32 protein-coding genes and 1 pseudogene are annotated in these 26,504 nt (G+C 34.8%); 16 read left to right on the top strand and 17 right to left on the bottom strand.

Annotation, left to right across the window (positions count from 1 at the left end; translation table 11 throughout):
• The first annotated feature begins 4 nt into the window (after nucleotides 1–4).
• Nucleotides 5–823, top strand: coding sequence for a DUF4247 domain-containing protein (locus AC1DKZ_RS20645; protein ID WP_476996970.1), 819 nt, complete (start codon nucleotides 5–7; stop codon nucleotides 821–823).
• A gap of 96 nt (nucleotides 824–919) precedes the next feature.
• Complete coding sequence (locus tag AC1DKZ_RS20640) at nucleotides 920–1,138, top strand: hypothetical protein (RefSeq protein ID WP_476996969.1); 219 nt, start codon at nucleotides 920–922, stop codon at nucleotides 1,136–1,138.
• A 119-nt stretch (nucleotides 1,139–1,257) separates the two neighbouring features.
• On the opposite strand, the gene AC1DKZ_RS20635 is transcribed toward AC1DKZ_RS20640, so the two are convergent.
• Together AC1DKZ_RS20635 and AC1DKZ_RS20630 are read right to left on the bottom strand one after the other, a co-directional pair.
• Nucleotides 1,258–2,130 (bottom strand): YitT family protein, encoded by an 873-nt coding sequence (locus AC1DKZ_RS20635; protein WP_002089168.1) that lies wholly within the window; start codon nucleotides 2,128–2,130, stop codon nucleotides 1,258–1,260.
• Between the two features lie 187 nt (nucleotides 2,131–2,317).
• Entirely contained in the window at nucleotides 2,318–3,352 is a 1,035-nt protein-coding gene (locus tag AC1DKZ_RS20630; protein ID WP_476996968.1) for a YdcF family protein, read from the bottom strand.
• Nucleotides 3,353–4,064: 712 nt separating this feature from the next.
• On the opposite strand from AC1DKZ_RS20630, the gene AC1DKZ_RS20625 reads away from it, so the two are divergent.
• On the top strand, nucleotides 4,065–4,298 hold the full coding sequence (locus AC1DKZ_RS20625) for a spore germination protein (RefSeq protein ID WP_088040298.1): 234 nt from the start codon (nucleotides 4,065–4,067) through the stop codon (nucleotides 4,296–4,298).
• Nucleotides 4,299–4,467: 169 nt separating this feature from the next.
• Here AC1DKZ_RS20625 and cydB read toward each other — a convergent pair whose 3' ends face one another.
• Both cydB and cydA read right to left on the bottom strand, forming a co-directional pair.
• Complete coding sequence (gene cydB / locus AC1DKZ_RS20620; protein WP_002164909.1) at nucleotides 4,468–5,496, bottom strand: cytochrome d ubiquinol oxidase subunit II; 1,029 nt, start codon at nucleotides 5,494–5,496, stop codon at nucleotides 4,468–4,470.
• Complete coding sequence (cydA, locus tag AC1DKZ_RS20615; RefSeq protein WP_431183120.1) at nucleotides 5,486–6,835, bottom strand: cytochrome ubiquinol oxidase subunit I; 1,350 nt, start codon at nucleotides 6,833–6,835, stop codon at nucleotides 5,486–5,488. Before cydA ends, cydB begins: the two co-directional genes overlap by 11 nt.
• 224 nt (nucleotides 6,836–7,059) lie before the next feature.
• Here cydA and AC1DKZ_RS20610 point away from each other — a divergent pair, with 224 nt between their 5' ends.
• A complete protein-coding gene (locus AC1DKZ_RS20610; protein WP_002089163.1) occupies nucleotides 7,060–7,623 on the top strand; it encodes a beta-class carbonic anhydrase in 564 nt (187 codons plus the stop codon).
• Here AC1DKZ_RS20610 and yidD read toward each other — a convergent pair.
• On the bottom strand, nucleotides 7,620–7,856 hold the full coding sequence (gene yidD / locus AC1DKZ_RS20605; protein WP_002112460.1) for a membrane protein insertion efficiency factor YidD: 237 nt from the start codon (nucleotides 7,854–7,856) through the stop codon (nucleotides 7,620–7,622). The two genes, AC1DKZ_RS20610 and yidD, sit on opposite strands and share 4 nt — an antisense overlap.
• Nucleotides 7,857–7,984: 128 nt before the next feature.
• Here yidD and luxS point away from each other — a divergent pair, with 128 nt between their 5' ends.
• Nucleotides 7,985–8,458: an S-ribosylhomocysteine lyase LuxS gene (gene luxS / locus AC1DKZ_RS20600; protein WP_001141371.1), complete on the top strand. Its 474-nt coding sequence runs from the start codon at nucleotides 7,985–7,987 to the stop codon at nucleotides 8,456–8,458.
• A gap of 64 nt (nucleotides 8,459–8,522) precedes the next feature.
• Here the strand turns inward: luxS and AC1DKZ_RS20595 are convergent, their stop codons facing one another.
• The 5 genes from AC1DKZ_RS20595 to ytzI all read right to left on the bottom strand — a co-directional run bounded on the left by AC1DKZ_RS20595 (nucleotide 8,523) and on the right by ytzI (nucleotide 10,015).
• Complete coding sequence (locus AC1DKZ_RS20595) at nucleotides 8,523–8,753, bottom strand: YczI family protein (protein ID WP_431183119.1); 231 nt, start codon at nucleotides 8,751–8,753, stop codon at nucleotides 8,523–8,525.
• 25 nt (nucleotides 8,754–8,778) lie between these two features.
• Complete coding sequence (locus tag AC1DKZ_RS20590) at nucleotides 8,779–9,012, bottom strand: hypothetical protein (protein ID WP_431183118.1); 234 nt, start codon at nucleotides 9,010–9,012, stop codon at nucleotides 8,779–8,781.
• A 376-nt stretch (nucleotides 9,013–9,388) separates the two neighbouring features.
• A complete protein-coding gene (locus tag AC1DKZ_RS20585) occupies nucleotides 9,389–9,619 on the bottom strand; it encodes a DUF3953 domain-containing protein (RefSeq protein ID WP_431183117.1) in 231 nt (76 codons plus the stop codon).
• A gap of 14 nt (nucleotides 9,620–9,633) precedes the next feature.
• Nucleotides 9,634–9,864 (bottom strand): YczI family protein, encoded by a 231-nt coding sequence (locus AC1DKZ_RS20580; protein WP_476996967.1) that lies wholly within the window; start codon nucleotides 9,862–9,864, stop codon nucleotides 9,634–9,636.
• Nucleotide 9,865: 1 nt separating this feature from the next.
• The gene (gene ytzI / locus AC1DKZ_RS20575) at nucleotides 9,866–10,015 is read right to left on the bottom strand and encodes a YtzI protein (RefSeq protein ID WP_431183116.1); all 150 of its coding nucleotides are present in this window, start codon (nucleotides 10,013–10,015) and stop codon (nucleotides 9,866–9,868) included.
• A gap of 83 nt (nucleotides 10,016–10,098) precedes the next feature.
• Here ytzI and AC1DKZ_RS20570 point away from each other — a divergent pair, with 83 nt between their 5' ends.
• From AC1DKZ_RS20570 to AC1DKZ_RS20560, 3 genes are all read left to right on the top strand, one after another.
• A complete protein-coding gene (locus AC1DKZ_RS20570) occupies nucleotides 10,099–10,416 on the top strand; it encodes a hypothetical protein (RefSeq protein WP_002089150.1) in 318 nt (105 codons plus the stop codon).
• Between the two features lie 84 nt (nucleotides 10,417–10,500).
• Nucleotides 10,501–10,980 carry an antimutator 8-oxo-(dGTP/GTP)ase gene (mutTA, locus tag AC1DKZ_RS20565; protein ID WP_002015736.1) on the top strand — a complete coding sequence of 160 codons (480 nt, stop codon included), beginning with the start codon at nucleotides 10,501–10,503 and terminating at the stop codon, nucleotides 10,978–10,980.
• Between the two features lie 113 nt (nucleotides 10,981–11,093).
• Nucleotides 11,094–11,630 (top strand): DUF3267 domain-containing protein, encoded by a 537-nt coding sequence (locus AC1DKZ_RS20560; protein ID WP_113938165.1) that lies wholly within the window; start codon nucleotides 11,094–11,096, stop codon nucleotides 11,628–11,630.
• A 107-nt stretch (nucleotides 11,631–11,737) separates the two neighbouring features.
• Here the strand turns inward: AC1DKZ_RS20560 and AC1DKZ_RS20555 are convergent, their stop codons facing one another.
• Nucleotides 11,738–12,412, bottom strand: coding sequence for an HAD family hydrolase (locus AC1DKZ_RS20555; RefSeq protein WP_476996966.1), 675 nt, complete (start codon nucleotides 12,410–12,412; stop codon nucleotides 11,738–11,740).
• Between the two features lie 93 nt (nucleotides 12,413–12,505).
• Here AC1DKZ_RS20555 and AC1DKZ_RS20550 point away from each other — a divergent pair, with 93 nt between their 5' ends.
• Both AC1DKZ_RS20550 and AC1DKZ_RS20545 read left to right on the top strand, forming a co-directional pair.
• Nucleotides 12,506–13,624 carry a hypothetical protein gene (locus tag AC1DKZ_RS20550; protein WP_002129569.1) on the top strand — a complete coding sequence of 373 codons (1,119 nt, stop codon included), beginning with the start codon at nucleotides 12,506–12,508 and terminating at the stop codon, nucleotides 13,622–13,624.
• A gap of 226 nt (nucleotides 13,625–13,850) precedes the next feature.
• Complete coding sequence (locus AC1DKZ_RS20545) at nucleotides 13,851–14,078, top strand: hypothetical protein (protein WP_476996965.1); 228 nt, start codon at nucleotides 13,851–13,853, stop codon at nucleotides 14,076–14,078.
• A gap of 34 nt (nucleotides 14,079–14,112) precedes the next feature.
• Here the strand turns inward: AC1DKZ_RS20545 and AC1DKZ_RS20540 are convergent, their stop codons facing one another.
• The 3 genes from AC1DKZ_RS20540 to AC1DKZ_RS20530 are packed head-to-tail and all read right to left on the bottom strand — an operon-like array spanning nucleotide 14,113 to nucleotide 16,695.
• On the bottom strand, nucleotides 14,113–14,919 hold the full coding sequence (locus AC1DKZ_RS20540; protein WP_002138764.1) for an ABC transporter permease: 807 nt from the start codon (nucleotides 14,917–14,919) through the stop codon (nucleotides 14,113–14,115).
• Nucleotides 14,912–15,676 (bottom strand): ABC transporter ATP-binding protein, encoded by a 765-nt coding sequence (locus AC1DKZ_RS20535; RefSeq protein ID WP_002034467.1) that lies wholly within the window; start codon nucleotides 15,674–15,676, stop codon nucleotides 14,912–14,914. Before AC1DKZ_RS20535 ends, AC1DKZ_RS20540 begins: the two co-directional genes overlap by 8 nt.
• Before the next feature lie 11 nt (nucleotides 15,677–15,687).
• Nucleotides 15,688–16,695, bottom strand: coding sequence for an ABC transporter substrate-binding protein (locus tag AC1DKZ_RS20530; protein ID WP_002089139.1), 1,008 nt, complete (start codon nucleotides 16,693–16,695; stop codon nucleotides 15,688–15,690).
• 120 nt (nucleotides 16,696–16,815) lie between these two features.
• Here AC1DKZ_RS20530 and AC1DKZ_RS20525 point away from each other — a divergent pair, with 120 nt between their 5' ends.
• The 3 genes from AC1DKZ_RS20525 to AC1DKZ_RS20515 all read left to right on the top strand — a co-directional run bounded on the left by AC1DKZ_RS20525 (nucleotide 16,816) and on the right by AC1DKZ_RS20515 (nucleotide 18,108).
• Entirely contained in the window at nucleotides 16,816–17,112 is a 297-nt protein-coding gene (locus AC1DKZ_RS20525; RefSeq protein WP_002034469.1) for a DUF3986 family protein, read from the top strand.
• Between the two features lie 11 nt (nucleotides 17,113–17,123).
• Nucleotides 17,124–17,354, top strand: coding sequence for a hypothetical protein (locus AC1DKZ_RS20520; RefSeq protein WP_002034470.1), 231 nt, complete (start codon nucleotides 17,124–17,126; stop codon nucleotides 17,352–17,354).
• Between the two features lie 193 nt (nucleotides 17,355–17,547).
• The gene (locus tag AC1DKZ_RS20515) at nucleotides 17,548–18,108 is read left to right on the top strand and encodes a YwbE family protein (RefSeq protein ID WP_476996964.1); all 561 of its coding nucleotides are present in this window, start codon (nucleotides 17,548–17,550) and stop codon (nucleotides 18,106–18,108) included.
• A gap of 41 nt (nucleotides 18,109–18,149) precedes the next feature.
• Here the strand turns inward: AC1DKZ_RS20515 and AC1DKZ_RS20510 are convergent, their stop codons facing one another.
• Nucleotides 18,150–19,403 carry a glycosyltransferase family 39 protein gene (locus AC1DKZ_RS20510; RefSeq protein WP_476996963.1) on the bottom strand — a complete coding sequence of 418 codons (1,254 nt, stop codon included), beginning with the start codon at nucleotides 19,401–19,403 and terminating at the stop codon, nucleotides 18,150–18,152.
• A gap of 291 nt (nucleotides 19,404–19,694) precedes the next feature.
• On the opposite strand from AC1DKZ_RS20510, the gene AC1DKZ_RS20505 reads away from it, so the two are divergent.
• A complete protein-coding gene (locus AC1DKZ_RS20505) occupies nucleotides 19,695–21,761 on the top strand; it encodes an LTA synthase family protein (RefSeq protein ID WP_476996962.1) in 2,067 nt (688 codons plus the stop codon).
• 185 nt (nucleotides 21,762–21,946) lie between these two features.
• Nucleotides 21,947–22,198: an ABC transporter permease subunit gene (locus AC1DKZ_RS20500; protein ID WP_476996961.1), complete on the top strand. Its 252-nt coding sequence runs from the start codon at nucleotides 21,947–21,949 to the stop codon at nucleotides 22,196–22,198.
• A gap of 49 nt (nucleotides 22,199–22,247) precedes the next feature.
• On the opposite strand, the pseudogene AC1DKZ_RS20495 reads toward AC1DKZ_RS20500, so the two are convergent.
• Both AC1DKZ_RS20495 and AC1DKZ_RS20490 read right to left on the bottom strand, forming a co-directional pair.
• Nucleotides 22,248–23,057, bottom strand: a pseudogene (locus AC1DKZ_RS20495) (alpha/beta fold hydrolase).
• A gap of 21 nt (nucleotides 23,058–23,078) precedes the next feature.
• The gene (locus AC1DKZ_RS20490; protein ID WP_476996960.1) at nucleotides 23,079–25,106 is read right to left on the bottom strand and encodes a catalase; all 2,028 of its coding nucleotides are present in this window, start codon (nucleotides 25,104–25,106) and stop codon (nucleotides 23,079–23,081) included.
• Between the two features lie 165 nt (nucleotides 25,107–25,271).
• On the opposite strand from AC1DKZ_RS20490, the gene AC1DKZ_RS20485 reads away from it, so the two are divergent.
• Entirely contained in the window at nucleotides 25,272–26,501 is a 1,230-nt protein-coding gene (locus AC1DKZ_RS20485; protein WP_353825558.1) for an ATP-binding protein, read from the top strand.
• The last annotated feature ends 3 nt before the right edge of the window (nucleotides 26,502–26,504 follow it).

The following is a 26,504-nucleotide window of genomic DNA, read 5'->3' as shown; positions in this document are numbered from 1 at the left end:
AATCATGTCAAACCGATTGTTTACCATGATTAAATCGTTCGTGATCCCTATACTTGCTATCGTTACATTACTTGTTATTGCCGGTTATGCTTTATCGGGCTGTCAAAGTGGTCAGGCGAAGTCAATTCAGGACCGTTACCCACTAGAGTCTGTCGCAAAGGATGGTAAACAAGAATCTTACGTGTATAGGGCCGCCAATCGGTCAGTTCCTGAAGTTGCAAAGGAACTTATAGCCGAAAGGAAACCGAAGCAAGCATCTAAAGAAGACGAAAATCAAATGTTCCTCGTTTATTCTGATAAAATGTATAATTTACAAAAGGATAAAGAGAAACCATCTGATACGTTAATTGAAATAAGTAATGAAGAATTTGTCCGTCAAAATTACCAACCATCCTTCTTACAAGGATATATTATGGGGAGTATATTAAACGATATATTCGGTTCACGAAAATCAACATACGGTGATTATCGCGGATATAATGACAGACAAAATCATAAACCGGTTATCCCGGAAAGACCACCTACGAAAGAAGAAAAGAAAACCCCGCCTCCAATTACGAAGGAAGGGAAAGGATCTATTATTAAGCGAGGCGATAATGTAGATCCGAAATCATCTGTAGGTGATAAAGGAAGTATTACGGAAAAAGGAAGTGACAAGACGCCACCGCCTTCTACCGGAAGCAAAGGGAAAATTACGAAAAACCCGGGTGGCTCGAGTGGATCTGATGTGAAGCCGAAATCATCCATTAAAACCCCACCAAAGAATACGTCGCCCCCGAAAACAAGGGTTGGCGGTTCAGGGAAAATTATGAAGAGAAGATAGTATAGAGACCGAAAAGTGGAATTTGCTTTTCGGTCTTTTTATTATGGGAATTAATTCCTTGCAGCTGGTACAATTAATGAATAAGGAGGGAATATTATGACTATGTATAAAAGATTTAGTTTAATCATGTTCCTCGTATTATTCCTCAGTTTGTTTATTAGTACAACGATGAAATTTCACTTTGTAGTTGGTATTCTATGGATACTATGTACATGTACTCTCTTTCTATATGTTCCGCTTCGCTTTCAGCATGAAGTGCCCGCTTTTCAAAAATACGTAGAGTGGATTAAGAGGGGAGGAAGATGGGGGAAGTAAAAATATATCAGCGATTATTGGAATATATCGACTTACCGACAAAAACTGACAACGACCGCAACTTAATAATAAAAAGAGGCTGCACCAAAATTTTGGCACACCCTCTTTTTTCATAATGATTAATGAATATCACGTTTCTTAAAGTTACCGCCTTTTACTTCAGCTACGTCATAAACTGTAATAAAGGCATTAGGATCGATTTCATTAATCAGGTCCTTCATTTTACTTTCTTCTAAACGGTTAATTACACAAGAAATTTCTTTGAATTTCTCTCTTGAATAACCACCGTATACTTCGTTATACGTTGCGCTTCGGCCTAAACGATCGCGAATTGTTTCTACCATTAATTCAGGCTCTTTCGTGATGATTTTAAATGTTTTCGAACCACTTAAACCAACTTCAACGATATGAATCACTTTCGAAGCGATAAAGTAAGCAATTGCCGAAAGGATAGCCCCTTGAAGACCAAATACTGTTGAAACAAAAATAAAGACAAACATATTTAAGAATAAAATAAGGTCACTTGTTCCAAAAGGTAACTTACGAGAAAGCAATACAGCTAGCATATCGATTCCATCTAATGCGCCACCGTTACGTAAGGCAAGTCCCATACCGAAACCGATAATAATACCACCAACAACAGTAATTAAAAGTGTGTCGCCTTCAATAATTGTTGGTATTCCGTGCATGACAACGGTACCTATTGCTAATGAAGCAATCCCGATGATGGAATAAATTGCAAAGCTTTTACCGATTTGTTTATATCCTAACCAAACGAAAGGAATGTTAATAACTGCGATTAGAGCTCCTAATGGCAATCCAAATAATCTTGAACTAACGATACTTAAACCAGTCACACCACCGTCGGATACGTTATTTGGAATTAAGACAGCTTCTAATCCGTACGCTGTGATAAATGCCCCAATAATAATCATCAAAGCTTTTGAAGCAATTTTCAGCTTATTGGGCTTACTCTTGACAATTTTCTTCATGTAATTTCCTCGTTTCAAACTAGTTTCTTATTTGTTACGTAATTCACACCTAAACTCCATTTTAACATTTAATTTGAAAAAATTCTCCTTTAATGGATGTATGCAGGGGATATTATCACCATATTACCATTAAAATATTTTTGAAATTCGTATAAGAAATCCCATCCTTTTAAAGGATGGGATGTTGTTAAGAAAGTATAAAACTAACGACTGTTAGGAATAAAGCGAAACCTAAAATAGTTCCACATATTTTCATATGGCGCTTACGCCCCATAACGACAATTGCGACATATTCACGAATCATTGCATTAGGCCAGTAATAAAAGGCTGTTTTTGATCCGATTCCTTGGCTATTAAGACCAGCTTGTCTTGCATATATACCAGCGCGGAAAAGGTGAAAATTGTTCGTTGTAAAAATACTTCTATATTTACCTTCAGGCTTTAAAGAATCCATAATTTCTTTAGAGAACAACATATTTTGATATGTGTTTACAGAGCGATTTTCTTGTACTGTATGTTCAAGAGAAATTCCTTTTTCAACAGCGTAATTTTGCATCGCCTCCGCCTCAGGAAGGCCTTCATCTGGACCTTGTCCACCAGAGAAAATGATTGTTGGTGGTGTATTCACAGCGGCTTGTTTCCAATAGAAGTCGATCGCTTTATTAATACGACTTGCAAGTAAAGGTGGCACTTTGTCATTAATTAAGCCACTACCAAGAACGATGATGAAATCTTGATTACGCCTTGGTCTGTTGAATTGGTATAAAAAATAAGCAGTTAAGAAGTTAGATAAGTGTATAAAGAAATATACAGTTATAAGAGAAATACCAGCGAAAATAGGCTGGAAATGTGATGAGAACAAACTTGCTGGATTTATAATAGGGAGTAACATAAAGAATAAAATACCTAAAGCAGCAATGAGTGTTAAACAGTTAGTGAAACGTCTTCCTTCTCGTTTCATTAAAATTCTAGCATTCAGAAATAACCCAAACATTAAAGCGATAATACCAAAAGGAATCATAATGATAAGTGCTAAAATAGGTAGCAATATAATTGAACGCAGGGTAGTATTGCCTGAATCATAGGATGTAATAGTACAAAAAATAAGGAAAGAACAGAAAAAGGCATTGAATAAAAAACCGTTTATTATTTTCCGTGGATCTTTTAAGTAAGAAATAAGAAAAATAATAAACAATATAAGAGGAATAATTCCGAAATACATAAATATAGTACACCTCAATTTGTATAATGTTTTATTGCATCCTTAATATTACATGATTTTGAAGATGTTGATAAAAAAATAACGATTTCGAATTTTCTCAACAAACGATATAGTTAAATATGGTAAAATGTATTCAAAGTGATATATTAAAAGTAAAATGGTTGAAGAGGCACTCTGTGGAGTGTCTTTTTCTTTTTGGTATGTAATTATGCATATTATGTTTATTTTCAAGGGAAGAGGATTAAAATATAAGTTGTGGATACACGCTATAAAGCAGAATTTTATATTAATATTTACCTCTACTCTTTTTGTACCTAACAATCTTGTAACAATTCATGATTCTGTTTTCTAGTGTGTGTTTACAAAAAGCGGGATGGGGTATATATAAACAGGGGAAAGGACGTCTTCTTGAAAGGCGTCTTTTTGTTTCTTAGTATAGATAATTTTCACTATTAACGTAGTGCAAACTATCTATACTAAACATTAGCAATCTTCCGTATAAAGATTATCAATTTACTATATATTCCAGTGGTGTTAAGCTACATATGAAAGGCTTTCTTTTTCAAAATATTACCCCTAATAAAATTTTGAAGAAGTCAACTGTCTCCAAACTTGCCAGTAATGCTTAGAGAAAAAGCACTCAATTTGAGTGCTTTTTCTTATTGAAACATGCTATTTTTTTAGGCGATGTTCATAAAATAAAAGTAACGAAATGAAAGTAGGTGAAAAAATGCCGGCAGTCGTTGAAGGTGTTATTATTGAAAACTGTAACGGAACAATTAATTTAGGTGATAAATATAATGTGCATCCGATTGAAAAAACGAAAGCTTATAATGGATCGGGATCTTCAAATACCGGATTAAATGTGAGGACATTCAGTGGTATTAGTACGGCAGATGTAACGGATAACGATGTGTATGACCAAGTAATTCAATCTACGTTATAATTTTTATATGTAAAATTGCATAAAATGATGTGCTTGCCCTGTGATACAATTTAGTTGTGAGCTGTTAGTGATTCTTCTTTATCATAGTTGTTAGATTAGAAATGTAACATCTTATCGAAAATCATACGTAAAATAAAAAAGACACTTCGCTCGAAGTGTCTTTTTTATTTTAGTGATATCCTTTAGCAGAGTCTTTATGAATTTTATTTTTAAATATGCTGTAGCTCCAAAGCTGATATCCAATAACGATTGGTACCATGACGATTGCAACGAAGAACATAATTTTTAAGTTTAATTGACTACCAGCTGCGTTGTATAACGTTGTACTATAAGCGTCGTTAATACGAGATGGTAACATTCTTGGGAACATACCTGCAAAACCAGTTGTCATAAACATTGCGATTGTTAAGCAAACGAATGTGAATGCAAGGCCGATTTTATGTTTGTACACCATAATAAGTGTGAGTACACTCATTAACATTGCAAGTACTGGAAGAATGAATAGTACAGGATATTCCGTGAAGTTTTGGAATAAATTTGTACGATTTGCAGTTGCGACATAGAAAATAGCTAAAATGATAGCAGCTGCCATTGAAAATGGTCTTGCGATTTTATAAGCACGATCAGATACTTCGCCAGTTGTTTTAATCATAATCCAAAGGGCACCAGATACGACGAATATAGCAGTGAAGAAAAGACCACCTAAAATACCATAATGGTTTAGTAAGCTAAGTAAAGTTCCTTCATAACCATCTTTTCCGATTTGCAGCCCGTAATACAGGTTAGCGAATGTAACGCCGAATAAGAAGGCGATTAGGAAACTACCAATTGTAAATGCCCATTTACAAGTTTTTTGCCAAATTGGTGAATCGTCTTTATGCATAAATTCAAGTCCAGCGGCACGAGCAAATAGTGCAAGTAATACTAAAAACAGTGGTGTATATAGGTAACTAAACATATTTGCATATGTGATTGGGAAGGCAGCAAATGTTGCACCACCAGCTGTAATTAACCATACTTCATTACCACCCCAGAATGGACCAATTGCTTCTTGTAATTGATTTCGTTCTTGTCGGTCTTTCGCAACGAATGGGAAAATCATCCCGTTACCGAGTGCGTAGCCATCAAGAATGAAGTAAACTGTCCAAATTACGCCCCATAAACCGAACCAGATAATTGCAAGCATATCATGAGACATGAGCTGTACCTCCTTCAGTAGCAGGTTCTTCTAATGCAGCGGGTCCTTTTTTCGCGAACTTCAGCATTAAGTATACATCTGCAATTAAGAGCAAAGTGTAGAACAATATTAAACTAATTAATGAGAACCAAATTTGTGGAACTGATATAGGTGACACAGATTCTGCTGTACGCATTAGTTTATAAACTGTCCATGGTTGACGACCTACTTCAGCGACAATCCAGCCGGCGTTAATTGCGATATATGGAAGTAAAACAGACCACATTGTAATTTTTAAATAACGTTTTGAGTTTTCTAGTTTTCCTTTTCGGTTTAAATAGAAACCGTACCAAGTTAATGCCATAAAGAACATGCCAAGTGCAACCATTAAGCGGAAGCTATAGTACACGAGGTTAACATTTGGACGATCTTCTTTCGGAATATCTTTTAAACCAACAATTTCTCCATCAAATGAGTTTGTATAGAAGAAACTTCCGAGTTTTGGAATAGTAAGGAATTCAAAGTTCTTTTCATTTTTCACATCAGGAATTTGAATGATTGAGAAGCCTTGTCCTTTTCCAGTTTCCCAAACTGCTTCCATCGCAGCTCCTTTTGCTGGTTGATACTTAGCAGCTGATACACCGGATTGATGGCCCATAAATGGTGTAATTGTTGCGGCGAATAAACCTAACATTAAACCAAATTTAAATGATTTTTTGAAGAATTCCACTTCGTTTTTACGTAGTAAGTGATATGCACTAATTGCCATAACGAAGAAAGCACCGACAATATAACAACCAATTACAGTATGGAAGAACATATTCCATGCATATGGATTTGTAACAAGAGCCCAGAAATCATTTAATTCAGCGCGGCCATTACGTATTACATAGCCAACGGGGTTTTGCATAAAGCCGTTTGCTGTAATAATCCAAAGGGCAGAAATATTTGTTCCAAGTGCAACCATCCACATACAGAAAGCACGGAACTTTGGTGAGATTTTGTCTTTACCGAATAACCATATTCCCATGAAAGTAGATTCTAAGAAGAAGGCAACGAGTGCTTCGATTGCGAGAGGTGATCCGAAAATATCCCCCATATATTTGGAGTACTCAGACCAGTTTGTTCCAAATTGGAATTCCATCGTAATTCCGGTTATAATCCCCATTACGAAGTTAATTGTAAAAAGTTTTCCCCAGAAATTTGCCATTTTACGGTATGTTGGATTCAATGTGCGGGCGTATTGAGTTTCCATACATGCTACTAAAATAACAAGTCCGATTGTCAAAGGTACAAATAAAAAGTGATAAAAAATAGTAATTGCAAATTGAAAACGACTTAGTAACAGAACGTCGGACATAATAAATATTCACTCCTTTTTTACATTATCTACAATCAGTTTATAGTGAAAAAACGTTTAAAGTATGTGAGACTTGTTACAAAGGTGTGTGTATATTTTGAAAGAATTATGTCGATTATCTGAAAATATCCTATTTTTACTATAAATCAATATCCTTTTTGAGTTTTTCAAATTTTGGTACACTATATATGTAGTGTAAATGAGAGAAAAGAGGGTTCTTTACTATGAAGTCATTAGAAGAGATTTTACAATACAATGAAAAATTTGTTGAAGAGAAAAAATACGAAGAGTATGAAACAGGGAAATTTCCAAACAAAAAGATGGTAATTATCTCTTGTATGGATACTCGTCTTGTTGAATTATTACCGAAAGCAATGAATATGCGTAACGGTGATGTGAAAATTATTAAAGTAGCAGGCGCTGTTATTTCACATCCATTCGGAAGTATTATGCGTAGTATTTTAGTCGCTGTATATGAGCTTGGAGCTGACGAAGTATGTGTTGTCGGTCATCATGATTGTGGTATGGCAAAAATTCAAGCAAGCAGTACAATTGAGAAAATGAAAGAGCGCGGCGTAACAGAAGAGAAATTAGATACACTTCGTTATTCTGGAATCGATTTAGAAAGATTCCTACAAGGGTTCTCTAGTGTAGAAGAAAGTGTAGAACATAGTGTGTCAATACTTCGCAACCATCCGTTACTTCCGGAAGAAGTACCTGTTCACGGTCTTGTTATAGATCCTGACACAGGAAAATTAGATTTAGTTGTAAATGGTTACGAAAATTAAGAATTTACTTTGTCATCCTTTTTATCTGGGACAGGATCAAATCCTCCTGGATGGAAAGGGTGACATTTTAATATACGCTTACATGTAAGCCAAAATCCTTTGAAGGCACCGTGTTTTTGAAACGCTTCTAATCCATAATGAGAGCAAGTCGGATGAAAGCGGCACGTTGGCGGTGTCATCGGAGAAATGAACTTTTGATAAAAGCGTATAATACCGATAAAAATCTGTTTCATAATGGTCTCCTTTTCAGCATAGTCTTAAAGTATTATAGCACGACCGTACATAATTCTTTACTAATGTTGATTTCCGTTATATCATATTGGATATAACGGAATTAAATTAAAAGCGGGAGAGATGTTATATGCCATCAGTAGAAAGCTTTGAATTAGATCATACAATTGTAAAAGCGCCTTATGTAAGACATTGCGGAGTTCATAATGTAGGTAGTGACGGTATTGTAAATAAATTTGATATTCGTTTTTGCCAACCGAATAAACAAGCAATGAAACCAGATGTTATTCATACGTTAGAACATTTATTAGCATTTAATTTACGTAAATATATTGATCGTTATCCGCATTTTGATATTATCGATATTTCACCGATGGGCTGCCAAACAGGGTATTATCTTGTAGTAAGCGGGACACCGACAGTTCGTGAAATCATTGATTTATTAGAACTAACATTAAAAGATGCGGTTCAAATTACAGAAATTCCAGCTGCAAATGAAACACAATGTGGCCAAGCGAAGCTTCACGACTTAGAAGGAGCACAACGCTTAATGAACTTCTGGTTAAGCCAAGATAAAGATGAACTTGAGAAAGTATTTGGATAGAAAGAAAAACTGCCTGTGAAAGGGCAGTTTTTTTTATTTTGTTAAGAGAAAACTTGCTCTTTTTTTATGAAAGTATACTAGACACTCCAACATATAAAATAAAGACAGAACCGAGAAAATAAACAAATGCTTTTGCTTTTTGCTGCTCTTTTATTTCATCAATTCCAAAAAGGATAAACATAATACTTAAAAGGATAAATACGAATGGTAAAAGCATAGAGAGGTTTGCAAAGAGGCTAAGTAGAGCGAGAATGAGAGCGATAGTAGCTATTATAATTTGAAAGTTTTTTAACATGAAATCCTCCTTAGTAGAAGTATTGTTATTGAGAAACAAGAATAAGAATGACCATAATTAAAGTAAAGACGCCAGAAAAGAAAGAGATTGTACTATTTACTTTATTTTGTTTCTGTTTTTCTTCTGCGCTCATGATGAAAGTCATAATAGATAAGGCGATAAGCATATAGGGCATAATAACAAGTGCGTTTGTAAATATTCCGGATAGAGCGAGAGCGATGACGATAAGAGCGGATATAATGCGAAATATTTTTAGCATACTATTCTCCACCTTTTTCGTTTTTTTTTATTGTCCTCAAATGTATTACCTGTTCGAAAAAGCAAAATTGGTGAAAATAATCGTCAATAGGTGATTAAAAGTACATGTTACCTTTAGCGAAAGTAGGTCGATATTAAAACGAAGAACATAAGAATAGAAACGAAAAAATACGGAATACTCATTGATTATCGTCCGGATTTCAGTTCATTAATTCCTAGAAGAATAAAGAAACAACTGAAAGTAAATTGTATGTATGGGAGAATTGTGAAATTATCGGTAATAAGAGAATAAGTGCAAAGAGAGTATCAGGAGCATGAAAAGCATGAGAAAAATACGTAATCTAGTTAGCGTTGTATCCCTCCTTTAAATAGACAAATTAACGAAGTATTTCTGAGATACCTAGATATAAAACTGCTGCACCGACTAAAAAAACGAGCGTACTACTTACTTTTTTATGTTCCATCATTTCCTCTATACTTACAATGAAAGCCATACCGCCTAAAAAGATAAACATATAAGGCATAATTCCTCTATTTCCAGTAATAAAACTATAGATTGCTATAGATAAAGCGATAAGTGAAAAAGTAATTCGAACTCCTTTTAACATAAAGGACCCTCCTTCTATTTTATGTAGGTAATGATAAGAACAATCCAAATGAAAGCTCCAGCAACAATGCAAATAAATCCGGTTCCTGAATCCTTCTTTTTTATTTGCTCAATTGCGATGAGAAACATTAAAGCTCCTAATAGAAATTGTGAAAGTGGTAGAAAGTTATTTTGACCTGTATAGAGCCCAATTGCCGACATAGTTATCACAGTGAGTGCGATTGCGATGCGAAGTATACGAGGCATACTATGATTCCTCCTTATTATTTTTCGGGTAAGGGTTATCTTCGGGCTTATCAACAGAATGTTTATATGCGTAGCCTTTATTAATCGTCATGACGGAGAGTACTAATACGATCAGTACGATTATAATGCCGATAATTAATATTTTGAGCATGAAATCCCTCCTTTTCTTTATTTTACATAATTTTGTAATTGATGAAAACAATAGAAATTAAAAGGATGAAAGAAGGGTGTTACATGGAGAATAAAAAAACATATTATATATCAGTTGGAAATGGTCAAATTTCGCAAGTGAAGACGGCGGATACGTATAATTTTGAAATTTATGCAAATGACGAAGAGATTACGGAGTTAAGAGAGTATTTTGATCAAGCGTATGAAGAGGACTTAGGTTCGTATGTACGCTCCCACGTTCCATTCGTTGAGTATCATCACGATTCGAATAATGATCGATATGATGAACAACTACAAAAAGCATATAAAATGATTTATGATCTAGGGAATCATGAAACGAAAGAATTAGTCGCACAAATGGGAATAATCAATGGATTGTAATTGGATAATATTATGCAGAAAAGCGAGAATATGCTACAATTTGTGGTAGGAAAAACTTGTAATCATCAATAGGGGAGTAATGGCATGTACAAATTTAAAGATTATTACCACAACACTGTACAATTATCGTTTGAACGTTACCCATTTTCTCCTGAGCCAAAGCATGTTTGGGTTGTATGCCGGTACGGGGATCAATGGTTATTAACGCATCATTTACGCCGTGGTCTTGAATTTCCAGGTGGTAAAGTAGAACTCGGGGAAACACCGGAAGAAGCGGCAGTTCGAGAAGTTCATGAGGAAACCGGCGGCATAGTTTCTGATTTAACTTACTTAGGGCAATACAAAGTATCCGGAAAAGACAAAATAATCATTAAAAACATTTATTTTGCAACAATTAGTGCGGTAGAGCAACATACGCATTACGAAGAAACGAAAGGGTCTGTGTTATTAAAAGACATTCCTGATAATATTAAAACTGATAGAAAATTTAGCTTTATTATGCGCGATGATGTATTAGCGCGTACGATGAAACATATAGAAGAAATCGGCTGTTTTACGAAGTAAAGTGGCCGGTTTCTTTTTTTGTGTTCAAAATAAATGTAAATATATCTTTACATTTATTTTGGGTATATTATACAATTTTGTAAAGGTGTATTTACGTTTTAGGAGGGGAAAAGATGGATAAAAGAAAAGAAACGACTGTTGCGGTTTCGATGGTTAAATTAAATTTCTATGCATTTCTTATAATATTTGTTTTGGCATTTGGAATTAGTTTTTTACATGCGCTTTTTTCAGGCGAGTTTCAAATTGAAATTACATTGCCGATTATGTTTCTTTTGATTATTGGAATGATTATTCTCGTTTGTATTCATGAGGCAATACATTTAATTGGATTTCGCTATATCGGAGGTGTTCCGTGGAGTGAACTAAAATGGGGCGTCAATTGGAAATTAGGTGCTGCATATGCTCATTCTAAACAGGTGATTACAGTAAAGCAAATGAAGACAGTGTTAATGCTTCCGTTTTTACCAACTGGGATTTTACCAATTGTATTGGGATTAGCTATGAATCTGGAGCCACTCTCATTTTTAGGGATTCTACTAACAGCAGGTTGTATCGGTGACATTGCTTTATATAAAAAAGTTTCAAAGTTTCCAGATGATGCGCTAGTTAAAGATCATCCGAGTAAACCGCAGTTTACAGTATATGAATAATAAAGGAAGAGGAGGCGTTTTTGAAAAATGGCCTCTTTTTGTTTGTCAGCTTTTGTCGGTAAGCCGATGTTCCTTGGCGAATCGCTGATAAAGTGAAATTTCATTTACTATCGTCTTGTTTTTCTCTCCGCCCCTAAAAACGAAAGCACTTCTAACAAATCATCCACCACACGTGAATGTTCAAAGTCACCCCAAAATGAATCTCTCTTCCAAACGCCAAGAATCCCTACTTGTTCAGAACCAAGCACATCATTTTCTGGATGGTCCCCAACGTAAAGGCATTCTTCTGCTTTTACGTTTAGCTTTTGTAAAGCCCGTTCGAAAATCTCAGGGTGAGGCTTTTTAATTCCTTCTGCTTCTGAAACAAGAATCGTGCTTGTATACGTATGTATGTTTAGTGCTCGAAGGTTGCTCATCTGAAATTTAGTAAAGCCGTTTGTAATAATACCAATTTTAATGTTTCGCTGTTTTAATTGTTGAAGTAGTTCATGCATGTTTTGGAAAGGAATACAATGATGTTGGAAGTTTGTAATATAGTCGTGTAGCAGTTGCTCTTGCGTTAAAGTGGTAATGTTGTATTCGCAAAGGAGAGTGGAATATACCTTATCTTTCCACGTGTAACCATTATTGTCGAGTTCGAGAAAACGAGAGCAATACTCGAATTTTTCTATGTTTATCAAATGAAAGGCGAAGCGATTATATTGATCACGAATAAATTGCTCTAAAGATTGACGACGATCTAATAGTGTTCCATCTAAGTCAAATAAGACTGCTCGAATCATGGGAAACCTCCATACAGTTTTTATAATTAATTATCGCATATTCGTTAAAAAATGATTATGATATTTTTGTAGAATGGAATAATGGAGGGGCGTATGAAGAAACTGTATGGCAAGTTAATGTGTTTTATGATTTCAATGGGCTTAGTAGCTGGATGTGATATGTCGGAGCAAACTTCGAAAAGAGAGAAAAAAGATGTGTGCGAAACGACAGAAGAATGCACACAAATAGGTGATAAAACACTTCAAAAAGTATATAAAAAGATAGATGGACTTTCAGAACTTGAAGTACTAGAGGATTATGATTTAGAAGGACATTCAAGTAACGATATGAAAGAAGCAGAAATGAAAAAAAAGGATGATGAAAATTATTTCTTTTTAGCTTCTTATTATATTGATGGTGATGAAATTGTAGATCCTTATTTCGATAAACTAGATCGCAAACGATTGAATAAGGCTTTTGCGGAGGATAAGGACGCGAAAGAAGAAGTATTAAAGCAACGTCAAGATAGGGATTATCATGAATCGTTATGGGAGATGTATAGCACGCTTATTCCTGCTAAGTATCGCACTGACATAAAAGAGTTTGATATGGTAACAGATGGATACGATGGAATTGTCGCTCATGTTATGCCGAGTATGGAGTATCCGAAAGAGTGGACCATTAGCTTAGATACGCTTGATTCTGCAGTAAATATCGATCAAGTGATGAAAACATTAATACATGAGACGGCTCACGTATTGACACTGGGACATAAACAAATACCAGTAAATGAAAAGTACTTAAAGGCTTTTGAAGAAGATAAAGATATTTCATCATACCAAAATAAATGTAAATCTCTTTTCTTACAAGAAGGATGTGCGAAGGAGAGCTCTTATATAAATCAATTTTATAATTCTTTTTGGAAACCAATTGACCAGGAGTGGACAGAAAAGAAAGTGGAAGAAAGCGAAGAAGCTCAAATTGAATTTTTTAAGGAAAAGCATGGTGAGTTTGTTTCACTGTATGGGACGACAAATGTAGCAGAGGATATTGCGGATACATTTACAGCGTTTATTTTACAAGATTCAAAAAAGGTGAAAGAAGGAACAGAATTAAAATATAAAAAAATTGCCTTCTTCTATCAATTCTCCGAGCTTGTAAAAATGAGAGCGGAAGTGTTAGCTGGGTTATATAATGTGTCGAAAACGATGGAACAACCAAGTGGACACTAATGCGAATTATGTGTTCGATATATTTTAGCCAAGGGAAAACGTGAAGAATTGTAGTTCTTTGCGTTTCTTTATGTTGATAAAATTGAAAATTCTGTCTTTTTTAAAAAAAGAAGAAGGAACTGAATCATTAAAATAGAATTAGTATAAAAACGTCACAAATTAGACACAATTATAATGCGCATAGTATAGGGGCTATAAGTTTACTCTCGAGGAGGTAATGAAACGTATGAAAACGATTCTTGCTGTTGCTGGTCTCATTTGGGTAATGTCTCACGGTTTTCCGATTTTTGAAGGGGAGCAAATTCGTAGTGCATTAAATAAAGAGTTTAATGATTATCATATTATTGATCGAAAAGATAATGTCGTTACGGTGCGTGTGAAAGATTGTTTCCATACAGTTACGGTTGCTAATGGGAATGTTGCAGATGATTCGAAAATATGTGATAAAAGGTAGAAGAAAGAAGCTGACTCTAGCGTATCGCTCTAAGTCAGCTTTTTTTTCGTTTTCCAATAAGGAGTTTTTCAAATGCCTCGACAAATACATACATAAGAGTTGCGAGGACGCAAGTGAGCAATACACTGAGCAAGACGAGTGTGAAGTTAAAGACTTGGAATCCGTAGCTAATTAAATAGCCAAGTCCTTGTTTAGAAACGAGGAGTTCCCCGAAAATAACACCGACCCATGATAAGCCAACATTTACTTTTAACGTTGAAATAATTGCAGGGAAAGATGAAGGGAGAATAACGTGCTTATAGCATTGCCATTTATTTGCGCCAAATGTGTCCATGACCTTAATATAGTTGGAATCGACTTCTTGAAATGCGCTGTAAATAACGAGAATAGTAATGATGATAGAGATGATTACCCCCATTGCGATAGAGGATGAAATATTTGGACCGAAAATAACAATGATGATTGGACCGAGTGCAACTTTTGGCATTGCATTTAGGACGACGAGATAAGGATCAAGTACGCGGGCCAAAAGTGGCATCCACCAAAGGAGAGTAGCAATAATAGCTCCAAGTACAGTTCCGAGAATGAAGCCTACTCCTGTTTCAAGTAATGTCGTCCATATGTGGACCCAAAGTGAACCGTCAATCCATTTCGTTAAAAAGAGATCCCAAATACTTGAAGGAGAGCTAAAGAGTAAAGGATCAATCCATTCTTTTTTACTAGCTATTTCCCATAGTGCAAAGAAAAGAACAAGAAGTACAAGTTGTAAAGAGCGAGCTAACCATGCATGTTGTCTTTCTTTTTTTCGAAACTGTTCATGTAGTTGTTTTATATTATCCAAGTCGTTCCAGCTCCTTCCATATTTCTTGGAAGAGGGATGGGAAGTCATGGTGGTGGCGTGCTTCTAATGGCGATAAGGAACGAATACTTTCTGGGACGATGAACGTTTTTGCAATTTTTCCAGGGTTCGCCTGCAGCAAATAAATACGATCACTCATCGCAATTGCTTCTTCAATATCATGTGTCACAAGTAAGGATGTTTTCTTATAGTTACGTAGTAATGTGAAGACGAGATCTTCTAGTTTTAATTTTGTTTGATAATCAAGAGCGGAAAATGGTTCATCTAACAATAAAATTTTTGGGTCGGTCGCTAATGTTCGAACGAGTGCAGCACGTTGGCGCATACCACCGGATAGTTCACGAGGGTATTGCTGTTCTATATCATATAGGCCGACTTGTTTTAAAAGCTTTAATGTATGTTCTTTCGTATTTTCATCATAAACCTTCCGAATATGAAGTCCGAGCATAATATTTTCTTCAATTGTTTTCCACGGAAACAAGTAATCTTGCTGGAGCATATAGCCCATAGAGGGGGTCTTAGTTGTAATCGGTTCACCATCTAAAAATACGATACCTTCAATTGGATCGAGTAGACCTGCGATGATGGAGAGGAGCGTTGTTTTTCCGCAACCACTTGGACCAAGGATTGAAATAAATTCGCCTTCTTCTACTTGCAAACTCATATCTTCAAGAATAAGTTTGGCATTTTCTTTTGCAAAAAAGCAGTGAGAAACGTTACGTATTTGTAAAAAGCTCATACACTTCGCCTCTATTTCTTAATAACGCTTTCGGCAATTTTTGTATTGACGAGCGCTTCATGTGGAACTTCTTTTTGTAATTCACCAGATTCTTTCATAATCGTTTGGAGTTGTTTCCATTCTGCATCATCTAATAATGGATTTGTCGCATATGAATGTTGTTTTTTGTAGCGTTCAATTACTTTTACTGAAATGTCTTTTGAAGTGTCTTTAAATAGTGGTGAAACGGCATCGGCAATCTCTTCTGGACTATGTGTATCAACCCATTGCTGCGCTTTATATAGTGCGCGCGTGAATTTTTCTGCAGCAGCTTTATCTTTCTTTAAGAAACTTTCTTTTGCCATAAACGTTGTATAAGGGACAGTACCAGATTCAGCTCCGAAAGACGCGACGATATAACCTTTTCCTTCTTTTTCAAGTATACTTGCAGTCGGTTCAAAGAGCTGTACAAATTCTCCCGTACCAGATGCAAAGGCATTTGCAATATTAGCAAACTCGATATTTTGAATTAAGTTCGTATCTTTGCGAGGGTCAATGCCATTTTTCTTTAAAACGTATTCACCAACCATTTGCGGCATGCCGCCTTTACGCTGTCCTAAAAACGTAACGCCTTTTACGTCGTTCCAATTAAAAGAGTCTAATTTTTTACGGGAAACTAAAAATGTACCATCTGTTTGTGTAAGCTGCGCAAAATTAATGACAGGATCTTTTGCTCCTTGTTGATGAACATAAATAGACGTTTCTGAACCAACGAGAGCAATATCAATTCCGCCAGATAAAAGGGTGGTCATCGTTTTATCTCCGCCAGCTGTTGTTTGTAAGTCAATATTTAAGCCTTCATCTTTAAAAAATCCTTTTTCAATTCCAACATATAATGGTGCGTAGAAAAGAGAGTGTGTAACTTCGCCAACGCGAATTTTTTGAGCTTGTTCTTTCGTACTTTCCTTTGTACTACTACAAGCAGCGAATGTGAAAACAGCTAGTAACATGATGCAAAAAACGGTTATTAATTTTTTCACTATATGACACCTCCTAGAAGTCAATCTACAAGCATAATATGTAGGTAAGTGCCCATATGTGAGTATAGATAGCAGGAATTTTTCGGGTAATAAAGAAGTACAAATATAAGGGGTGATAAAATGGATTACGAATACGATGATAGCGTACATTTACATCTTGATTATTTCGGAACTGAATGTGATATGGAATCGATTGCTTATAAGAGGAAGCATGAAGACGTGTGGGATGTGTATTTTAATTTTGGAGTATACGGTCTTCAGAAAGAGGAGATAGAGACAGGTCGGTTTATGGACGAATATGCTGGTTATTACGTTTTTTCTGTACATGCTCGTGATTTGAGCTGGGAGTTTGGAAGTGCTCAGTTTGAGGAATGGGTTTTGAAGAACCATATAGTAGAAAGAACGCTTCAAAAATAGGGAGGAATTTTGTGTTTGAATTTCTCATCTTATTGCTTATTTGTGTAATTGGAATTTACATCATGCAAGTGCTCACTTACCGATTCGCAAAGAAAAATATTCATAAATATAAGGAAATGAAATGGATTCATATGTGGCTAGACATGACTATGAAAAAGGGTCCGAGATTAGATTTGTTTGATTTTGTACTTATAGTAATCGTAAGTATCATATGGAAAATATGGATGCTTCCTCTTGTATAGTAAACATGCTAATCATCGTATCCTAATAAATAACGAAAAGAACCTGTCACATGACAGGTTCTTTTCTATTTGTAGCATGTAGTGTTACATGGAAAATCCAATGTATACGACAAATTACGACAAATGGGTTTATACATATTTGTTATTCTATTAAAGGTCATTATTTGTAATGTATATATAGGAGGATTTTTTAATGTTAAAAAAATTATTATTATTTTTACTTATGAGCTTATGTGTAGTGGTTTTAACAGCTTGTAAAGATGAAGAGGAAAAGCTGAAAGCATCGGAAGAACAGAAAATAGATGAGAAGAAAGTTGAAGAAGATAAGAAGGTAGAAGAGCAGCAAAAAGCAGAGGAAGAAAAACGTAAGCAAGAAGAGCAACAAAAAGTAGAAGAAGAAAAACGTAAGCAAGAAGAGCAGCAAAGAGTAGAAGAAAAACGTAAGCAAGAAGAGCAGCAAAGAGTAGAGGAAGAAAAACGTAAGCAAGAAGAGAAACAGAAGGCTCAGCAACAACAGTCTGCACAACAAGAGAGAACACAGAAACAAGAAAAAACAACAGAAGCAACAGGTGGGAAACCGACAAGATCACAAATTTCGGTTGGTTCACATGTAGTTATTCAATTGGATAAAGATTATAGTAAAACAGTGAGTGGTGTTGTGAAAGATATTTTAACAAACACAGAAACACACACGTACGGAATTAAAGTTCGATTACAAGATGGACAAATTGGCCGTGTTCAAAGTGTTGGATAAATAAAAAAGAGGTCGTCCGTTTTTGGACGACCTCTTTTTTGTTATGCTTGGCTAGTGCGGAAAAATGGAAGCTTCTGCACAGCGTAAACTAACCCATATGCAAGAATTAAGCACATAAGAGGGTTAATGAAAAATCCGTAGCGATTAATTGCTAAGAATAAGTTTGAGAAGATGATGTAAATAACAGAACTTGCTACTAGCATCATAACGCGTTTATGTTTAAATGAATTTAGCATGCAGCAGAAACTGCTCAAGAATGTGCCTATGATGAAGACTTTATGACACATTTGCATAAATTTATGAATATGGTATTGGTCTACAGCAGGAGCTGTTTTGAATAATTCAATTGTTTTACCAACAGTGAACCACGAGAACCAATATGTGAAGTCCGTTTTAAATCCATTTTTGATTAAATCTTTTGCGTATGCATTTTTATCTTCTAAACCCTGGGCCTTCATTTGGTTAACTACATTTTCATAGCCGATTTTGTTAAATGGATCCGCACCGGCAATTAATGGGTCCGCACCTTGGGTTGAGAATAAGATAAATTGATTGAACGCTAAATAGTTACGAACAACCCAGGCACCGATAATAAAGAACGGGCCAATGAGCCATAATAATCCAATTCGAATTGAGTCTTTAAATCCATATGTGAACAAGACGACAAGAACAGGAATGAGCATCATTGGAGCTGGATTTGGACGGAACATAAGTAAAATGGAAACGACAATTCCGAACCATATATGGAATTTCACTTTATTATATTTCCATGCGAGAACAAATACATATACACTTAACGTTAATAAGAATATTGAAGGAACTTCGGTTAATAACGTACGGAAGTATGTATAGTTACTTGGATAAATAGCATATAAAATACTTGCGACAATTCCATAAATATTCTTTTCAAATAACTCTTTTCCTATTAAGAATACTAATAACACTGTGCCGAGGTTCAGTATCATATTAATGATGGTTGCCACGTAATAGTAAGGAAGTGATGTAACATCAGAAATAATCATAGCGCCAGCTAATAATAGTGGCTGACCTGGTGTGATGTATGCATTTTTTCCAGGAACTTCACTAGGCTCCAAATAAACATATCCAAAGACACCGTGTTTTAATAGCTGTTCAGCTGTTAACGAATAGTTGAACGCATCATATGCACCATATGTTACTTTGACTACTTCTCCATTTAATCCTGGCTGTTTTACTAGACAAAAAACATGCAACAGGAAAGAAAGCGCCAAAATTACATATACCGCTTTAGGCAAATTTTTAAACTTATTTAACAAAAATGAGCATCTCCCTTTTTATTATTTCTTTCGTATTTTCATGATAAAACCATATTAGTATTAAGGTTTTCCAAAACATAGTTATTATATCATAAAGTGGAATGAAGGAATTTAGTTTTTTAAGAATGAATAGTTGGTATTCCAAAATTTAACTGTTGATTAAGGGAGAATTAAGAAACTACAGTTATAGTAGAATCCAGTGTGAAGACGAAATGCATGAAGTATGTTATCTTAATAGAAACTGTTTTTACGGTGCGGGGTGAAATTAATAAACAGAAAAGAGGGAATGAATTGAGGGGTAATTTTTCATTTCATCAGCCAAGAAGAAGTATATTAATTTCAGCGATGTTAAGTGGCCTAGTAACCCTATATGTAATACCAACACTTTTCTTGATTTTAAAATATTTTAGTTTAGATGCGATGAAAGATATGTTAAATCAAAAAATTGTTTTAAGTATAATGATAATTTTGATGTGGGTTGTACTACTATATGTTGCGTATTTAAATAAAGGTATAGTTAATAAATTTAAACCGATTATTCGGATTTATATTAGAACTTTTTTAGTAGCTCATGCGGTTACTTTTCTTTTTATTTTTATGCAAAATAATATGAATCTCGTAAATACACTGAATTGGATTTACAATTATAACGCACAGTTTATATTTAGTTTAATTGTAATTTATGCGATATATGTTTTGGTGTACAACGTACTTGGAAAAGTTTTTTTGAGTACTATTCTGACAAGCAGTGTATTAATTATTTTGGCTATTGTAAATCACTTCAAAATTGTTTTTAGGGGAGACCCACTATATCCTTCTGATTTTACACAGATTGGACATATGCAATCTGTTATACCAATGGTGATGGATTATTTTAGTTGGGGTTATATTCTTCTCGTTATTGTAAGTGTTGTTGTCTGTATTTTGGCGGGTATGTATGTGAGGAAGTATATTCAAAATGTAAAAGTTCATGCAGGCGTACGAGTTCTATTTATAATAGGATCCGTTTTTATTTTATATGTGTATGGTAATTTTACGAATACGTTTATGAATAAATGGTTTCAAAAGTCAGGTATAGAGTTCGTTTTGTGGAATCAAAATGAAAATTATGCTTCAAATGGTTTTGTGCTAGGATTTATAAGTAATTTAGATACGACAGTCATTGAAAAGCCGAAAGATTATTCAAAAGAAAATATGCTTCAAATAGCAAACGATATAAAGAAACAATATAGTAGCAATATAGGGGCGCAGAAGCAAAAAGAGAAACCGAATATTATTTTTGTAATGAGTGAATCGTTTTGGGATCCAACGAAGTTAACCAACCTGTCCTTTAGTGAAGATCCTTTACCTAATTTGCATCATTATATAGAAAGTTTTCCTGGTGGACAAACTATTTCTCCTGCATTTGGAGGAAATACTGCAAACGTTGAATTTGAGGCATTAACGAGTTATTCAATGAGTTTGTTAAAACCAGGCTCTATACCATATCAGCAAGTCGTTACAAATAAGAAAGAAATTCCATCAATTCCTCGAGCATTGAAAAAAGAAGGGTATTATACAAGTGCAATTCATTCGTTCGGTCGCTCATTCTTTAAACGGGATGATGTATATAAAGCGTTAGGATTTGATAAGTTTAATGCACAAGATACGATGGAAAATGTAGAAGTTGATGGAGATTATATTAGCGATCTATCTATGAGTAAAGAGATAATAGCTGAATTAGAGAAGCAAAAGAAACCTACGTTTGTTCATGCAGTTACGATGCAAAATCATTTTCCATTTACAGAAGGAAGATTTGGTGAAAATCAAATAGAGATTAGTGGATTAGAAAATGAAGAGTCGAAGGCTGAATTAGAGACTTATACAGAAGGATTAAGACGTTCAGATGAAGCTCTTCAATATTTAATAGAGGAGCTAGATAATTTAGATAGACCTACATTATTAGTATTCTTTGGGGACCATCTCCCATCACTAGGAACAAATAAATCTCTTTATAAAGAGACTGGTTATATAACAAATGAAAAAACGCCAAGTGAACGATTAGCGATGGCGCAAACGCCGTTATTAATGTATGCAAATTTTGATATGCCAAATGACAATTTAGGTTTAGTAAGTCCAATCTATTTTTCAAATCTTGTCTTTGATTATGCTGGATTAAATAAGGTACCGTTCTATCAATTTTTATCGAAGTTATATGGAGAAATTCCCGTACTTCGTGATGAATTGAAGATAGGAAAAGACGGAGAAGCAATAAAAAGTTTAACAGAAAAACAAAAAGAAATGTTAAAGCAATATGAGTTTATTCAATATGACTTACTCATCGGAAAGCAATATAGTAAGGATATATTATTTAAATAGGCGACAAAAAAGAACTTGTATACGATACAAGTTCTTTTTTCATAGTATTTAACGGGATAACCAGACAAGCTAGGTTTAGGGAGTATTACTTGTACATTTAGTATAAATTAAAATAGAGTCGTTTTAATAATTGATTTGTGAGAAGTATGTGAATTTTTCATCTAGTATATAATTGGACAATTTGTTTGATTTTAATAGAATCAGTTCCAGATTTGTTATTAATTTTTAGTTTGCAATTATTTGTTGTATGGATTTATAAACAGACAGGATTTCGAGTTGTTAGTATTTATGCGTTTAACGATGAGCGTGCTTATTTTTTATCTATTCTTTGTATGACAATTGTTCCAACTCTTCATTTTTTCCGCATTATCGTTTTATTTTTAATGGAAGAGAAGAATAAGTCATATGTGGAATTTGCTCGTGCAAAAGGTAGTTAAGAAAAAAGAATTTGCCGTAAGGGCAAATTCTTTTTTTACTGTAAAGGAACTATGAATTTAAAAATTTTATCAGTTCCTTATTTAATTCATCCGCTTGATCGATTGGAGAGCCGTGGCCACTATTTGTAAGAGGATATAGTTCAGAGTTTTTGATTCGCTCTTTTGTTAGCTCAGCACTTTTATAAGGGATGAGTTGGTCGTGAACACCGTGGAATATTTTTGTTGGGACGTTAATTTTACTTAAGTCCTTCGTTACGTCTTCGTTTGCAGCGGCTTGCAAAATTTTGATGAGAGCATAAGAAGCGGACTGCATACCGAGATAAGAAAACCATTCTAACGTGGCAGCTCCTAAGTTTCTATTAAAAAATGATAAAGATACATCACTTAGAAACTTAGGTAAATTTACATACATTTGAGCAATCAGAGCATCTGCTTGTTCTTTCGGTACGCCGTAAGGGGATTCTTGGTTTTTCACGAAAGAAGGAGAGACAGCATCCACTAATGCAAGTTTGGAAATACGACGCCCATTATATCGTGACATATACCGAATAGAGAGAGAGCCACCGACTGAGAAGCCGACTAACGCAGCATTTTCTATTTGAAGTGCTTCTAATACAATTGCGATATCATCAGCTAAACGATCATAAGTGTAACCAGTCCATGGTTTATCAGATTGCCCGTTTCCGCGAATGTCCATAGCGACGCAGCGAAACCCGTGCTGTGGTAAAACATTGAATTAATATTGAAACATTTGGTGATTTAAAGGCCAGCCGTGTACAAAGAAAACAGTTTTACTGTCAGGACCTGGGTTCATATCTTGCACAAAAATGTGTACATCTTTTTCCACTGTAACGAACATGACGTATCCTCCTCATGTATTTTAATAGGCTCTTTCCCAAAATCGCTGTTTTGTCATTGCCTGAATAAATTCATTTGCAAGTAAGGTAGGATTTTGTTCTGTTATAACGCCAGGTTTTCCTTCGATGTTTAAAGATTGAACAATAGTAGTTCCATTTTGGAAAGCGCCAATTGGCTTAAAGTGATTATACGATTCTACGACGAATGAACTTGCCTTGTTAAGAAAATGATCATTAATATTTCCGCCAATAAGAAGTAGCCCATCATAAAGAAGTGGTGATCCTGTTAAGAAAGTATCATTCACTTCCCACTGTCCATTTTGAGAGCCTTGCACAAAACCTAATCGTTCGGAAATAATAACGGGCTGAAGACCGGCTTGTTTGAATTGATTTATAATATATTGTGCGTTTTGACCGTCATATCCGTTTGCGACAATGACGCCTACTCGTAATGTATTTGGGCTGAATGTTGTATGTTCCATACTTAGTGCTGGTGAGGATTTTGTAACATTTGATTCTTGAACATTTGGCACTGTTGCCCCGACTGCTTCAGCTACTAAAGTAGCTAATTCTGTACTTATATGACCAATCATACCTACGACTTGTTGGCGAACTGATTTACTTTTTACTTTTCCTAATTCAAAGGAAAAGGCCTGCATAATATGGATTTTTTCGACGTGGCTCATACTATTCCAAAATAAACGGGCTTGTGAGAAATGGTCTTTAAAACTAGCGGCTGTCTCTCTTGTTTTATGTCCAGAAACAGTAGAAGGATATGTAACGAATCCGCCTTTCGTACCAGGTACAGTAAAGGGAGAGTTATTAGCTAAAGAGTTATTATGGTAAGCGACTTTTCCTTTATCAATTATATATTTAGACGCACCATCTCTTTGATTGTTATGAAAAGGACATACCGGGCGATTAATCGGTAACTCTTGATAGTTTGTACCGACGCGGGCTAATTGTGTATCTGTATAAGAAAAGAGTCTACCTTGTAAGAGAGGATCATTTGTAAAATCGATACCGCGGACGATGCTTCCAGGGTGCAGTGCGACTTGTTCTGTTTCCGCAAATACGTTATCAACGTTTCGGTTTAACGTCATTTTTCCGATGATCTTAACAGGGAAGTCTTCTTCCGGCCAAATTTTTGTTGCATCTAATATATCGAAATCGTATTTAAATTCATCCTCTTCTTCTAAAATTTGAACGCCAAGTTCGTACTCAGGGTAGTTTCCGGCATTAATATTTTCCCATAAATCACGGCGATGATAATCTGGATCAGCGCCGCCTAGTTTTTGAGCTTCATCCCAAATTAACGAGTGAACGCCAAGCTTTGGCTTCCAGTGGAATTTTACGAATCGTGACTTCCCATGTTTATTAACGAAACGAAATGTATGAACGCCGAACCCTTGCATCATTCGAAAACTTCTCGGAATTGCGCGATCCGACATAATCCACATCATCATCGCAGCTGATTCTTGATTATTGGCGATAAAGTCCCAAAAAGTATCGTGTGCTGTTTGTCCTTGGGGAATCTCATTATGTGGCTCTGGTTTAAGAGCATGAATAAGATCCGGAAATTTAATACCATCTTGAATGAAGAAAATCGGAATGTTATTACCCACTAAATCGAAATTTCCTTCCTCTGTATAAAACTTAACAGCGAATCCTCGTACATCTCGGTTCGTTTCATTTGCACCTTTTGATCCAGCAACTTCAGAAAAACGAATAAAAATAGGTGTCTTTTTAGATGGGTCTTGTAAAAAATGAGCCATTGTTAAGTCTTCTAAAGAATCATATAGCTCAAAAACACCATGTGCTCCGTAACCGCGGGCATGAACGACTCTTTCAGGAATTCGTTCACGGTCAAAATGAGCGAGTTTTTCTCGCATCAGGAAATCTTCTAAAAGTGTAGGACCACGATCACCAACTGTTAAGGAGTTTTCATCATTTGAAATTTTGACACCTGTATTTGTTGTCATCTCTTTTCCTTCATTGTCTTTTGTAAAGGATTGTAACTGTTCTATTTTTTTATTTTCACGACCGTCCATATAAAGCACCTCCCATATTATACGTATTATTTTTCGTTAGTTTTATGCTTATATAACTATGGGTATATATTACTTATTTAGTTTATTTTATCTTTGTTTACCTATTAAAATCGTTTATTATAATAAATGGTATTCTTTGAAATATCATTTTGAAGGGGTGTTGAAGTGAGAGGAAGTTTTCTATCGGCTAAAGAAGAAAAGAAAAACGCTAAGATTTTCTTATGGATATTACATGTTATTTTAATAGGATACGAGGTTGCATATGCCATTATATTAGAAGATAAAATGCCTTTAGAAAATTGGTATAAAGTAATATGGAAGATTACATATATTATGACTATATTAGGTATTAGTGTTTATTTATTTGAGAGGGGCAAAGCACATTTAGTTAAATATACATACTTATTTGCATACATGATTGCGGAGATTTTTAATATTGGATGGTATGCCTTTCATAATAAGATAGCATTTGATGAAGGGAATATCATCGAATTTATTTTCATTTTTTTCGTGCCAATATTTTTAAGTAAACGATATTTATTTATGTTAACGCCATTTCTTATAGGGAAATATATGATATACCTATTTGTATTTGGAGAACTTAATTTATTTACACCTCTTGTTATGAATATGTTATTGCTTTTCGTGTCGTATATTATTTTAAATCGGTTTTTACAATATCTTTCAGCAGTAAAGAAAAGTATTACAGAGGCTAGTCAGTCACAAAAATTGGCGGTTATCGGAAAAATGGCAGCGACAGTCGGGCATGAAATAAAAAATCCACTCGCGTCATTAAAAGGGTTTACGCAATTACAAAAAGAAAAGCACAAAAAAGATGCGACATATGGACAAATGATTATTGAAATAGAAAATATAAATAACATGATTAGCGAATTGATGGAGGTTGCTACATGTAAACCTTCTGTTTATGAAAAACATATTGTAAGTGATGTTCTAATACAAGCAGTAGCAAATATGCGTGAAAAAATGGATGAGCTAAATATAAATTTCACCTTCAATGAAGAGTATAATAGAAGTGAAATTGAATGTGATAAACGTAAAGTAAAAGGGGTATTCTTGTATGTTATTAAAAATGCTTTAGAGGCAATGGAGCACGGTGGAACATTACAAATACAAGTTGAAGATAAAAAAAGAGATTATGTAATAGTAAGTATAGTAGATAATGGTTTCGGGATAAAAAAAGAGAATTTAGGAAGAGTTACAGAGGCTTTTTATACAACGAAGCAAGACAAAATCGGATTAGGCCTTACGGTAGCAGAGCGAATTATTAAAGAGCATCTTGGAGAATTACATATTTCTAGTGAAGTAAAGAAAGGAACGAGAGTGGAAATAGTACTTCTGAAAAAACTTGAGCGTAATGTGGCACAAGATTAAGAG

The organism is Bacillus sp. 05T21 (assembly GCF_056396785.1).
Note: the sequence above shows the minus strand (reverse complement) of the source record. Positions and strands in the feature narration are given on the sequence as shown.

Coding starts and splice junctions, on each gene's coding strand:
- AC1DKZ_RS20645 (WP_476996970.1), top strand. CDS start 5: ATGTCAAACCGATTGTTTACCATGATTAAATCGTTCGTGATCCCTATA.
- AC1DKZ_RS20640 (WP_476996969.1), top strand. CDS start 920: ATGACTATGTATAAAAGATTTAGTTTAATCATGTTCCTCGTATTATTC.
- AC1DKZ_RS20635 (WP_002089168.1), bottom strand. CDS start 2,130: ATGAAGAAAATTGTCAAGAGTAAGCCCAATAAGCTGAAAATTGCTTCA.
- AC1DKZ_RS20630 (WP_476996968.1), bottom strand. CDS start 3,352: ATGTATTTCGGAATTATTCCTCTTATATTGTTTATTATTTTTCTTATT.
- AC1DKZ_RS20625 (WP_088040298.1), top strand. CDS start 4,065: ATGAAAGTAGGTGAAAAAATGCCGGCAGTCGTTGAAGGTGTTATTATT.
- cydB (WP_002164909.1), bottom strand. CDS start 5,496: ATGTCTCATGATATGCTTGCAATTATCTGGTTCGGTTTATGGGGCGTA.
- cydA (WP_431183120.1), bottom strand. CDS start 6,835: ATGTCCGACGTTCTGTTACTAAGTCGTTTTCAATTTGCAATTACTATT.
- AC1DKZ_RS20610 (WP_002089163.1), top strand. CDS start 7,060: ATGAAGTCATTAGAAGAGATTTTACAATACAATGAAAAATTTGTTGAA.
- yidD (WP_002112460.1), bottom strand. CDS start 7,856: ATGAAACAGATTTTTATCGGTATTATACGCTTTTATCAAAAGTTCATT.
- luxS (WP_001141371.1), top strand. CDS start 7,985: ATGCCATCAGTAGAAAGCTTTGAATTAGATCATACAATTGTAAAAGCG.
- AC1DKZ_RS20595 (WP_431183119.1), bottom strand. CDS start 8,753: ATGTTAAAAAACTTTCAAATTATAATAGCTACTATCGCTCTCATTCTC.
- AC1DKZ_RS20590 (WP_431183118.1), bottom strand. CDS start 9,012: ATGCTAAAAATATTTCGCATTATATCCGCTCTTATCGTCATCGCTCTC.
- AC1DKZ_RS20585 (WP_431183117.1), bottom strand. CDS start 9,619: ATGTTAAAAGGAGTTCGAATTACTTTTTCACTTATCGCTTTATCTATA.
- AC1DKZ_RS20580 (WP_476996967.1), bottom strand. CDS start 9,864: ATGCCTCGTATACTTCGCATCGCAATCGCACTCACTGTGATAACTATG.
- ytzI (WP_431183116.1), bottom strand. CDS start 10,015: ATGCTCAAAATATTAATTATCGGCATTATAATCGTACTGATCGTATTA.
- AC1DKZ_RS20570 (WP_002089150.1), top strand. CDS start 10,099: ATGGAGAATAAAAAAACATATTATATATCAGTTGGAAATGGTCAAATT.
- mutTA (WP_002015736.1), top strand. CDS start 10,501: ATGTACAAATTTAAAGATTATTACCACAACACTGTACAATTATCGTTT.
- AC1DKZ_RS20560 (WP_113938165.1), top strand. CDS start 11,094: ATGGATAAAAGAAAAGAAACGACTGTTGCGGTTTCGATGGTTAAATTA.
- AC1DKZ_RS20555 (WP_476996966.1), bottom strand. CDS start 12,412: ATGATTCGAGCAGTCTTATTTGACTTAGATGGAACACTATTAGATCGT.
- AC1DKZ_RS20550 (WP_002129569.1), top strand. CDS start 12,506: ATGAAGAAACTGTATGGCAAGTTAATGTGTTTTATGATTTCAATGGGC.
- AC1DKZ_RS20545 (WP_476996965.1), top strand. CDS start 13,851: ATGAAAACGATTCTTGCTGTTGCTGGTCTCATTTGGGTAATGTCTCAC.
- AC1DKZ_RS20535 (WP_002034467.1), bottom strand. CDS start 15,676: ATGAGCTTTTTACAAATACGTAACGTTTCTCACTGCTTTTTTGCAAAA.
- AC1DKZ_RS20525 (WP_002034469.1), top strand. CDS start 16,816: ATGGATTACGAATACGATGATAGCGTACATTTACATCTTGATTATTTC.
- AC1DKZ_RS20515 (WP_476996964.1), top strand. CDS start 17,548: ATGTTAAAAAAATTATTATTATTTTTACTTATGAGCTTATGTGTAGTG.
- AC1DKZ_RS20490 (WP_476996960.1), bottom strand. CDS start 25,106: ATGGACGGTCGTGAAAATAAAAAAATAGAACAGTTACAATCCTTTACA.